The organism is Rheinheimera sp. (assembly GCF_036568245.1).
Taxonomy (GTDB): domain Bacteria; phylum Pseudomonadota; class Gammaproteobacteria; order Enterobacterales; family Alteromonadaceae; genus Alishewanella.
Window position 1 is genome coordinate 1 of record NZ_DATCSY010000354.1, and the last position, 10,731, is coordinate 10,731.

The following is a 10,731-nucleotide window of genomic DNA, read 5'->3' on the forward strand; positions in this document are numbered from 1 at the left end:
GTGAAGTGATCACGGAGGATGTGCTCGACAGTGAAAACTGGTTACTCAGTGCCCGGGTTGGTGTGCTGAGTATCGAAGATTTCGGCAGCAGCGCGCTGGCGTCGGTGCAGCTGACATATCACATCAACGAGGATTTTTATCTGGCCGCGGATTACGCCATGGCAAAAGCCGGCCGGACCTCGTTTGAGGAATTAAGCGGTGCAGCGCCACTGTTAACTGACAACGAACGTGAGTGGCGCTATTACGGTGGTCAGCTCGGTTACATGCTGTTACCGGGCGAAGTGTTTTTAAGCCGTGATTATGCAATGAACAGTGGTTTGTCAGTGTTTGCCGGTGCCGGTAATGTCGATTTTGCCGGTGATAAAGTGTTTGCTATGCAGTTTGGCAGCCAGTTCAGGCTTTACGCCACCGACTGGCTGGCGGTGGAGCTGACTTTTAGCGACTACGTGTTTGAAACGACGATACTGGCACGCAGCAAAACAACGCATAACCTGGCATTGGCGCTGGGCGTAGCGGTGTATTTTTAGCTGCAGCTGGTCAGCATCAGGTAGTAAAGAGGTAAGCATGAAACGATTTATTCAATACAGCGCACTGGCGCTAGCTCTGGCAATCAATGGCGTTGCGGCAGCAGAGCAGGCGCCGGATTTTACGCTGAAAGCTATCGATGGCAATAACCTGCGCCTGGCTGAACAACGCGGCGACATTATGCTGATTAACTTCTGGGCCAGCTGGTGTGGCCCCTGTATTCAGGAAATGCCGCAGCTGGATAAATTGGCACAAAAGTACCAGCCGCTTGGTGTGCAGGTGTGGGGTGTCAATGTAGAAAGCGATAGCAGTGCAGCTAAAGCGTATCTGAATAAGGTCAGTGTCGGTTTTCCTATTTTGCTGGATCAGGACAACGCGGTGTCCAAAGCCTATCAGGTGGAGGCAATGCCAACCACAGTGATCCTGGATAAAGACGGTCAGGTGCGCAGTGTGCACCGGGGTTATAAACCCGGGGTTGAGAAAAAATATGAAGAAGATATTAAAGGCCTGCTGCGTGAGTAAGCACTGGCTAATGGCAGGCGCAACCCTGTTGTTACTGCCGGGTTGTGCGACGCTGGAGCCTTGGGTTAAGCCGTACGAGCGTGACAAGTTGGCTGATCCTATTATGGCGTTTGGCCGTCATCCGGTTGCGCAGCAGCATATAGCGCATGTACGCGATTCGCGTGAGGCCGCCAAAGGCGCAAATGGCAGCGGGGGCGGTGGTTGTGGCTGTAATTAGACTGCTGATATCGCTACTGCTTATCTGTGGTGCTGCGGCGCAAGCGGCAATACTGCCACAGGACCGGGCGGATCTGATGTACCACTCCTATCAGGGCGGTGGCGTCTCTATTGACGGCCCGGCCGTGATGCTGCGAAAAAAAGCCGGCCAGTCGGTATCAGTATCGGCTTACTATTATGTCGATACCGTGTCTGGTGCCTCAGTTGATGTGCAGGCAACTGCTTCTGCCTACAGTGAAACCCGGCAGGAGAAACGCTTAGGCGTCGATTATCTGGCCGGTAACAGTATTCTCAGCGCCAACTATGCGCAAAGTGACGAAGACGACTACAACGCCAAATCGATAAGCTTTGCCATTTCACACGATACCTTTGGCGGCATGACTACCCTGAGCCTGGAAGCCGGGCTTGGCGATGATGAAGTCGGCCGCAACGGCGATGACAGTTTCAGTGAAAGTGTAAAGCGGTACAACTATAAACTCGGCTGGACTCAGGTGCTGAGCAGCAGCTGGATAGCGGCGCTGAATATGCAGGTTGACCTGGATGAAGGCTTCTTAAATAACCCTTACCGCAGTGTGCGTTACCGGGATGTCGCCGACCCGCGGGGGTATGCCTATCAGCGCGAGGTTTATCCTGACACCCGTAATGCCTTCGCGCTGTCGCTGGTGAATAAAGTGTACCTGCCTTACCGGGCCGCGCTCAGTGTTAACCTGCGGCATTACCAGGACAGCTGGGATATCCGCGCGCTGGACGCCGAGGTGGAGTATGTGCACCCGTTAACACAACAGTGGACGCTGGAAGGTAAGCTGCGTTGGTATAGTCAGGGCCAGGCCGATTTTTACCGCGACTTATTTGATTTTGCCAGCCAGCAGAATTTTATGGCACGCGATAAAGAGTTAAGCGAGTTTAACAATCTGACGCTAGGTATCGGCGCCAGTTATGCTTTGCCGGTGTGGGGTTTCTGGCCTGAGGCAACACCGGAGCTGACGCTGCAGTGGGATCATATTCGTTTTAATTACAAAAACTTTCGTAATGTCACAGTAACAGATGCAGAGGCCGGATTGGAGCCTTTGTACCGGCTGGATGCCAATGTGATACGGGCGTTTTTCAGCCTTTACTTTTAGCGGGGCGTCATCATGAGAGTGCTATTGTGTAGCGGATTAATGTGGCTGAGCCTGTTGGCCAGTGCCGAAACAGCACCGGTCAGCGATCAGCTGGAGCAGCTAAAGCAGCAGGTTATTCAGCTGAACCGCGAGCTGTTTCTGTTAGAGGAAGAATTACTGTTTCCACCACAAACCCAGCTGGCAGTGTTTTTATCAGCGGATACCGGGCAGTTTTTTCAGCTGGATAGCGTAGAGCTTATTCTGAACGATAAACCGGTTGGTGCGCATTTATATACAGCACAGCAATGGGAGGCCCTAAAACGCGGTGCCATTCAGCCTTTGTACAAAGGTAATGTGAAAGCCGGCGAGCACAACCTTACCGCCGTATTTGTTGGCAAAGGACCGGATAACCGCGATTACCGCCGGGCAGTGAATTATCGTTTTGCCAAGGCTGACGATGCAGTCTTACTGGAGCTGCAAATTAACGATCGCAGCAGCGATTACCAACCCGATTTTGTTGTGCAGCCATGGTCAAACGACTGAGTTGTGTCTTGCTGTTGCTGCTGACGCCGCCACTTCCGCTGGCTGCCGCATCAGTGCAGACAACATTAGCAACCGCACCAATTGCCGAGCGGCATTATCGTCAGGCAGCCTGGTCGTTTTATCTGCAGCAGCCAGCGCAGGCGCTGGAAACGCTGCAACTGGCATCGCAGCATGACGCCAGAACCCGTTTACTGGAAGCCGGTTTATATTTACAACTGAGTATGCCACAACATGCTATCGCGCTGATTGATACGGTGTTAAGCGACACCGCGGCCAGCCCCGGTGCCTTGCCACAAGCGCTGAAAAATGTGGCACTGTTGCAGTTTGCCCGCTATCAGCTGGAGCAAGGTGATAAAGCCCAGGCCAGAGCATATTTGCAGCAGGTACAAATCACTGCAGATCACGCCTGGTTGGGCCAACAGCTGTTGCTGGAACAACTGATAAACTGGCCTGACATTACACTGCCGTCGGCACCGGAGTTTGAGCGGTTAAGCCAACAGCCGGAAATGCCTTATATCATCAGCAATCAGGCGCTGGTGCTGGCGCAAACCGACCAGTCTGACGTGGCGCTTGACTGGCTGGCGCAGCTCCAACAGCAGGTAAGAACCAGTGAAGGACAAGGTTTCTGGCAGTTACTGTTCAGTGGTCAGTGGCGTTTGCTGACAGAGCCTGAAGGTTTTATTTATCCTGATGAAGAGCGCGAAGCGCTGTCCGATTATGTCTCTCTGACTCAGGCCCAACTGCACATTCAGCGTCAGGAGTTTGCCGCCGCTGATGCCATTTTGAGTAACTTCGCTGCAGATAGCGTGCTAAACCGTAATGCATTGCAGCTGTACAGCCATATTCTGACCGAGCAGCGCCATGTACCATCATTGCTGGCAGTACTGCAGCAGCAGATCCGGCTGCAGCCTTTCAGTCACACGGCCTGGCTGGCGGCCACCCGCATTGGTGAGCAACTGGAGCGCGTGCTGCAGGTTGATGATGCGCTGGGAGCTTATCGCTGGGCCGATCAATATTACCTGCAGCAAGCGCAGCAAATGCAGCAACAGGCCCGCCCGGTTGAGGTGAGCCAGCTACAGCAAGGGTTATCAGGCTGGCAGGAATTACAAATCAATAATGACAGCCAGCTGTTTCATTTACAGCAGGCTATTCTCTCTGTGCAGCAACATTTAACGGCGGCAGCCCAGCGCCAGCAGCGTCTGACACAACTTCAGGACGTGACAAACCTGAAACTGGCACAGCAGCAGCAATTACTCAGCACCCGCCTGCCACAGCTGCACCAGCAGCGTGATGCGCTACAGCAACAATTCAGCCAGCTGCAGCAACAGATAACTGCTGCCGAGCAACAGCCGATGTCAGTATCACTTTGGCATGGCCAGCCTTATCAGCAACTGCAGCGGCTGAGCCGTGCTGAACAGCGCCTGGCGCTGCTTAAACAACAGCAGCAACCGCTTAACAATTACCCCCAGCGGCTTGAACGCCTGCGCGGCTTGCTGCAATGGCAGTACAGCAACAGCGAAGCCGAGCGCCACTGGCAGCGGCAAAAACAACTGCGGCAAACGGCGGATGTTCTGGCACAGCTTGAGCAGCAGATGGCTGCACTGGCGCGGCAGGGAAACAAAACCGAACGGTTACAGCAGGTTCAGCTTCGCCTTGGCCAGCTGAGCAACAATCAGCAACAGCTGAATCTGGCGCTGCTGAGCAAACAGCAGCAATTACTGGCTGAGCTGAACCAGCAATTGCAGCAACGGTTACAGCAACAACTGGCTCGGCTGAACGATTTACAGCGGCACAATAAAGAATCGATGGCGCGGGTGATGGAGCGGGTGTTACTCCAAAGTGGTACCAATAAAAACGGAGCCAGCTTATGAGTTCAACCGTTCGCAACATCGCTAAGCGTTATCCGCTGACGATGCTGTGGCTGTGTTGTGCGGCGCTGTTACCCGGTTGCAGTATGGTAACCGATACTGCAACGCGGCCGCGGCTGGCTGATTTACCGGCATTTGACCGCAGTATGCTGCTGACGCCGCCAGAGGTGAATGAGCAGCAGCTCGACCTGCTATATCAGCAGATCCTGACACTGCAACCGGCACCACAGACACGGCAGAAAATTCTGTACCGGTTGTCGCAGATGCATACCCGACAGCTGGAGCAACTGGAGTTGCCTCACGCACAGGAGCGCGAGGCGCTGCAGCAGCTTATCGCACGGTATCGGCAATTGCTGACAGAGTATCCGGCCGATCCAAATAACGAACTTATCCGTTATCAGTTGGCGCGCAGCTATGATCTGCTCGGGCAGCAACAAGCCAGCCTCGAGCAGCTGAATACCTTGTTACAGCAGTACCCGCAGTCAGATTTTGCGGCTGAAGTCTGGTTTCGTAAAGCCGACATTCACTATGCGCTAAGCCAGTACCAGCAGGCACTATCGGCGTATCTTGCCGTGCTGGGGAAAAAGGATGCCTCGCTGGAGCAGCATGCCCGCTATATGGCGGGCTGGAGCTATTTTAAGCTGCAAGAATTTGAGCAGGCAGATGAGCAGTTTTTGCGGGTGCTGGATCACAGTTACACTGAGCTGCTGCTGACGGAGCAGCAACAGCCGCAGCAAAGTTTGCGCGATGAAGTCCTGCAAACCCTGAGTATTTCGCTCAGTTATCAGCAGCAGGGCCACAGTTTACAGGCACTGCTGGCACGGGTGCCTTACCCACCAGGGCAGCGGCCGTTACTGATGGTGGCTGAACTGTATCAGCAACTGGCCGATTTTCTGGCAGAGAAAAAGCTGCTTGCAGCCAGCCTGGAGACCTATCAGCTGTTTATTAATCAGTACCCTGATACGCTGCTCGCTGCACAGTTTCAGTTGAAGCTTATCCGCCATTATCTGGACGATGCTGATGCCACACAAGCGCAGGCGGCCCAGCTGCGCTATATCGAATTGTTTGGCCCGGGCTCGCAATTCTGGCAACGGGCGACACTCAGCGAACTGGCCGAAACTACGCCGCCGCTGTTGCAATACCTGGACTATTTTGCCCGTAACCGCTATGCCAGTGCGTTAACATTAGGTGGGCAGGCACGGCAGCAGGCGTTTGCCGACGTAGTGCCTTTGTGGCAAAAGATGCTGACAGTGCTCGATGAGCCGTCATGGCAAAAACAGCAGGCCGCCAGTGGCTATTCAGCCGCTGACATCCGCTATCTGCTGGCGGAGTCCTACGCCGGTGCTGCCTTGCAAGACGAGGCGCTGGCGCTTTACACCCAGCTTGGCTTTGTAGCGACAGCGCAGGGCACGTTATTCACGGCGCAAGATGCCGCCTACAAAGCCTTGCTGCTCAGTGAAAAACTGGCAGCGCCGCATGACAGCACAGCACAGCGTCACTGGCAGCTGCAAACTGACTTTGTCAAAGTGCACAATACACATCCGGCAGCGCAGCAGGTTGCATTGCAGCAATTGCAGCAGCGCTACAGTGAGCAGGATTACTATGGCGTGCTTCAGCACAGCACAGCTGTCACGGACTGGCCGGTGCATGCACAAAGCCAACCGGCCTTGGTGCAGGAAGCCCGGTTTTTGCATAGCCAAAGTGAACTGGCATTAAAACAGTATGCGAGTGCTGAGCACAGTATCAGCGCACTGCTGAGTCAAAGTGCAGCTGAACTCAGCACCGACAGGCGTAAATTGCTGACTGAGCAACTGGCCTCGAGTATTTATCAGCAAGCGCAACAGCCTGATGCGCCGCTTGACGCGGTAAAACAGCATCTGCAGCGGTTACAGCGTGTGCTACCGGACTCGCCATACCATGAAGCCGCCGCTTACCAGCAAGTTGAGATCGCACGTAGTGCTGGTGACTACGCGGCTGCAATCAGCTTACTGACCGCCTTTTTGCAGCGCTATCCGGATACGGAGAGGACAAGCACCGCCAAGGCGCAACTACTCGACAGCTATGAGCAGGCGCAGCAGTGGGATAAAGCCGCCGCTGAACTGGCCAGAGTGGCCGCAGAAAGTAACGATCCAGAGCAGCAGCGCGAAGCGCTGTATCTGGCTGCACAGTACTATCAGCGCAGTGGTGACAATGCACGGGCGTTGGATAGCTGGCGCAGCTATGCCAACCGTTATCCGCAGCCGCACCTGCTGGCGCAGGAGGCGCGGCTGCAGTTGGTCCAGCTGTATCAACTGCAGCAGGATCTGTACCGGCAGAATTTCTGGCGCGACAAAATTGCGGTGTTCGAAAAACAAAACGCGGCCCAGGGTAACGAACGTAGCCGTTATCTGGCGGCACAGGCGCTGCTGGAACTGGGCCGGCATGAAAGTAGCTTGTTTGCCAAGATAAAACTGAGCCATCCACTGAAACAAAGTCTGCAGAAAAAACGCCAGCATATGAGTGCCGCGATAAAGCACTATGAGCAAAGTATGCAATACGGCATCGCTAGCCTGTTAACCGAAGCGCAATTTCACGTTGGCGAGTTATATCAGCAGATGGCAGCTGCGCTGTTGGCCTCAGACCGGCCCAAAGGCTTGGATGCGCTGGCGCTGGAAGAGTATGAGTTGCTGCTGCAAGAGCAGGCTTACCCGTTTGAAGAACAGGCGATAGCCATCTACCAGCAAAATAGTCGTTTAACCCAGCAGCAGGTGTGGGATCAGTGGGTACAGCAGAGTTTTCAGCGCCTGGCTGCACTGCTACCTGCCCGGTTTGATAAAACAGAAGCTTACAGTGGGGTAGCAGAAGATGCATATTAGGTCTCTGCTTGGCACCGCGCTATTGCTGTTGCTGAACGCTTGCAGCCAGCTACCTGCACCTACTGTGTCAGCGCCCGCAGCTGCGCAACAGCAGGCAGTAACAGCAGTCGCCGCACTTAGTGATATTGAGCAGCAGCAATTTAATCAGGCCAAAGCCCTGTTACTGGCAGGGGACTACGCCGCGGCGGCGGTATTACTGCAACCGCTGGCGACTGCGGTACCTGCCGCTTCTGGCGTCGGCTACAACCTGGCGTTGGCACAGTGGCACAGTGGCAATATTGACGGCGCACAACAAAGCTTACTGCAGGTGGTCGGCGTGGCAGGTCATTACACTGCTGCGCATAATTTACTTGGCGTACTGGCGCGGCAACAGGGCAATTTCCGCCAGGCCGAACGGCACTTTCAACGCGCGTTGCAAGCCGATGCCAGCTACGCCATCGCACATAAAAACCTGGCTTTTTTATACGAGCTGTATCTGGGCGAGCTGTTACAGGCGCACTACCACTATAAGCAGTATTACCAGTTGACGCAGGACGAACAGGCCAAAGGTTGGCTGGCCCTGCTTGAACAACAACTGTCACAGGAGCAGCCGGATGAACAAACTGATTTATAACGCGTTGCTGGGCACTATCAGCCTGTTTGCTTTGCTGGCTCAGGCCCAGCAGCCAGCACCAGTGCAGGTTGAAAGCACCATCCGTGGTAATCAGGAGCAGCCCAAAACGATTTATGTGCTGCCCTGGCAAAGTCCGGTCAGTGTGATCCGCATACCTGGCCAACCGCTGCCGCAACAGCAGCTGGGTATGTCACCGCTGGATCGGCAGCAGTTTTTACGTTTTATCGCAACACAACAAGGTGCAGCAGCGCCGCTGACATCGCAGGCAGTTAACCCACAAAAGCAATAAGAGGATGTTTTTCATGGATTTTATAAACGGCATAGTACGGTTTTTGCAGGAAGGCGGCGTATTTATTTACCCGATAGCCTTTATCCTGGTGCTTGGCATCGTGATTGCCGTTGAACGCTGGTGGTTTTTGCGCTCGGTTTATGCGGTAAACCAGCGCGCTATGGCACAGGTGCAACCGGCGGTAGCGCAGGCCGATACCCGCCGTATTCTGCAACTGGCTGAAGCCAGCAGCGCACCGTTACTGGCAATGCTGGCCAGTGGTGTCAACCGGCTGCGTTCATCCTCACGCCGTGAAGACATGGAATATGCAATGGAAGAAGTGGTACTGGAATACAGCCTGCGACTGCAAAAGCGCACACCGTTTCTGGCCACACTGGCGAACGTGGCAACCTTACTGGGTTTGCTTGGTACCATTATGGGGCTTATCGCGGCATTTTCCGCCGTCGCCAATGCCGACCCATCAGAAAAAGCCAGTCTGCTGTCGTCCAGTATCTCGGTAGCAATGAATACCACTGCTTTTGGCCTGATCACGGCAATCCCGCTGGTGTTTGTGCATGCGCTGCTGCAGGGCAAAACCGCCAGTATTATCGACACCATGGAAATGGTCGGTATTAAGCTGATGAACAGTATTGCCAAGCAAGCAGATGGTGGTTCGGATGATAAAGCGGCGTAAAGTTCCTCTGGCCGACGCGGAGCTGGACATCACGTCTTTTATGAACCTGATGATCGTGCTGGTGCCGGTATTGTTACTCAGCCTGGTGTTTGCACAGATCCGGGTATTGAATATTCAGCTGCCGCCTTTGACTGAGCAGCAACTACAGCAGGAGCAGGAACAACCACAGCAACTGGAGCTGGAAATTCATGCCGACCGTTTGCGGCTGAACTATCCGGCCGGTGAACCGCTGCGGGTATTTGAACTGACTGACGACGGCAAACTCGACTTTGCCGCGCTGAGCCTGTTTTTGCAGGATCTGAAGCTGACCTTTTCGCAAAAACAAATTGAAAAGCAGGATATCACCATACTGGCGCCGGACGAGCTGGACTACCAGACACTGGTTACTGCCATGGACACCGTGCGCTCGTTCAAAGCCGTGGTGGCCGCTCAGGTGGTAGATGCTGAACTGTTCCCGCAGATCTCGCTTGGGCAGCTGCCGCAGCAGGAGGCCGGACAATGAAAATGTCATTTCGTGCCAAGCGGCTCGACCGGCAAAACCAACGTCTGGCGCAGGCAGGTAAGCTGAACCTGGTTGCTCTGATGGACATTTTTACCATCCTGGTGTTCTTTCTGATGGTAAACCAGTCTGAAGTCAAAGTGCTGCAAAGCAATAAAGACATCAGCCTGCCGCGCTCTGTATCAGAGCAACTGCCGAGCGAAAAAGTCATGCTGACCATTACTGCCAACGGCGTGCTGGTGCAGGGTAAGCCGGTATGGCAGGGCGACTGGCAGCAAGATAGCGATGTCTGGCTGGAAGATCTGACACAGGCGCTGACGGCTGAGCTGACCTATCTGGCTGAGCGCGCTGGCCCGTTAGCGCAAGAGCAGCAGCAACAAGGCCGGGCTCTGACCATTCTTGGCGACGCGGCAACACCTTACGCCGTGCTGCGCCAGTTGATGGCAATCTGCGCCGCAACTGAGTACCGCGATTTATCGCTGGCCGTTGAAGCGACAACCGCTGCGGCAGCGCCAGAGGGGGCATCATGACCACGCTGGCGATTAACCAAGCTGACAGCTGGCAGTTTGAAGATAAACGCTTTTACCGTTTGTTGTGGCTTGGCTTTGCCTTATGGCTGATTTTTGCAGTGCTGGTGCCGGCGTTGAAAGTACCGGAACCCAGCCGTGAGGTGATGGAACAGCTGCCACCGCAGCTGGCAAAAGTGGTACTGGAGCAGCGCAAAGCGCCACCGCCGCCTGAACCAGAGCCGGTAGAGCAGCAGGTGATAGAGCAGCCTAAGCCAGAACCCAAGCCTGAACCGGTGGCGGCTGTCGCCGAACCGGTAAAGCCAGATCCACAACGGGCCAGAGAGCAGGCACAACAAGCCGGGTTGCTGGCGATGCGGGATGATTTAGCCGAGCTCAGGCAGAGTTTTCAGCTTAATAATACGGCGCCGAGTGTGAAAAGCCGCGGCGAGCAACAGGCGACTCAGGTAGATCGTAAATTGCTGCGCAATGAGGCAGACAAAAAGTTTGCCAGCCGTGAAG

The 10,731-nt window shown here is 54.6% G+C and carries 12 protein-coding genes and 1 pseudogene; all 13 read left to right on the forward strand.

Annotated features, from left to right (window positions below):
* The coding region (locus VIN66_RS15595) for an outer membrane beta-barrel domain-containing protein (protein WP_331924833.1) at positions 1–527 on the forward strand (527 nt) is incomplete at its 5' end.
* 37 nt (positions 528–564) lie between these two features.
* Positions 565–1,047: a TlpA disulfide reductase family protein gene (locus VIN66_RS15600; RefSeq protein WP_331924834.1), complete on the forward strand. Its 483-nt coding sequence runs from the start codon at positions 565–567 to the stop codon at positions 1,045–1,047.
* The gene (locus tag VIN66_RS15605; protein WP_331924835.1) at positions 1,040–1,264 is read left to right on the forward strand and encodes a DUF4266 domain-containing protein; all 225 of its coding nucleotides are present in this window, start codon (positions 1,040–1,042) and stop codon (positions 1,262–1,264) included. The genes VIN66_RS15600 and VIN66_RS15605 overlap by 8 nt, the downstream gene beginning before the upstream one ends.
* Positions 1,251–2,384, forward strand: a complete 1,134-nt coding sequence (locus VIN66_RS15610; protein WP_331924836.1) for a DUF3570 domain-containing protein — start codon at positions 1,251–1,253, stop codon at positions 2,382–2,384. Before VIN66_RS15605 ends, VIN66_RS15610 begins: the two co-directional genes overlap by 14 nt.
* Positions 2,385–2,396: 12 nt before the next feature.
* The gene (locus VIN66_RS15615; RefSeq protein WP_331924837.1) at positions 2,397–2,906 is read left to right on the forward strand and encodes an AraC family transcriptional regulator; all 510 of its coding nucleotides are present in this window, start codon (positions 2,397–2,399) and stop codon (positions 2,904–2,906) included.
* Entirely contained in the window at positions 2,891–4,777 is a 1,887-nt protein-coding gene (locus VIN66_RS15620; RefSeq protein WP_331924838.1) for a hypothetical protein, read from the forward strand. Before VIN66_RS15615 ends, VIN66_RS15620 begins: the two co-directional genes overlap by 16 nt.
* Positions 4,774–7,629 carry a tetratricopeptide repeat protein gene (locus VIN66_RS15625; protein ID WP_331924839.1) on the forward strand — a complete coding sequence of 952 codons (2,856 nt, stop codon included), beginning with the start codon at positions 4,774–4,776 and terminating at the stop codon, positions 7,627–7,629. The genes VIN66_RS15620 and VIN66_RS15625 overlap by 4 nt, the downstream gene beginning before the upstream one ends.
* Entirely contained in the window at positions 7,619–8,242 is a 624-nt protein-coding gene (locus tag VIN66_RS15630) for a tetratricopeptide repeat protein (RefSeq protein ID WP_331924840.1), read from the forward strand. Before VIN66_RS15625 ends, VIN66_RS15630 begins: the two co-directional genes overlap by 11 nt.
* Positions 8,223–8,531: a hypothetical protein gene (locus VIN66_RS15635; RefSeq protein WP_331924841.1), complete on the forward strand. Its 309-nt coding sequence runs from the start codon at positions 8,223–8,225 to the stop codon at positions 8,529–8,531. Before VIN66_RS15630 ends, VIN66_RS15635 begins: the two co-directional genes overlap by 20 nt.
* 13 nt (positions 8,532–8,544) lie before the next feature.
* The gene (locus tag VIN66_RS15640; protein ID WP_331924842.1) at positions 8,545–9,204 is read left to right on the forward strand and encodes a MotA/TolQ/ExbB proton channel family protein; all 660 of its coding nucleotides are present in this window, start codon (positions 8,545–8,547) and stop codon (positions 9,202–9,204) included.
* Positions 9,188–9,706, forward strand: coding sequence for a biopolymer transporter ExbD (locus VIN66_RS15645; RefSeq protein ID WP_331924843.1), 519 nt, complete (start codon positions 9,188–9,190; stop codon positions 9,704–9,706). Before VIN66_RS15640 ends, VIN66_RS15645 begins: the two co-directional genes overlap by 17 nt.
* Positions 9,703–10,233 (forward strand): ExbD/TolR family protein, encoded by a 531-nt coding sequence (locus tag VIN66_RS15650; protein WP_134056542.1) that lies wholly within the window; start codon positions 9,703–9,705, stop codon positions 10,231–10,233. The genes VIN66_RS15645 and VIN66_RS15650 overlap by 4 nt, the downstream gene beginning before the upstream one ends.
* Positions 10,230–10,731 (forward strand): annotated as a pseudogene (locus VIN66_RS15655) (hypothetical protein); the annotation flags it as partial. The gene VIN66_RS15650 and the pseudogene VIN66_RS15655, both read left to right, overlap by 4 nt.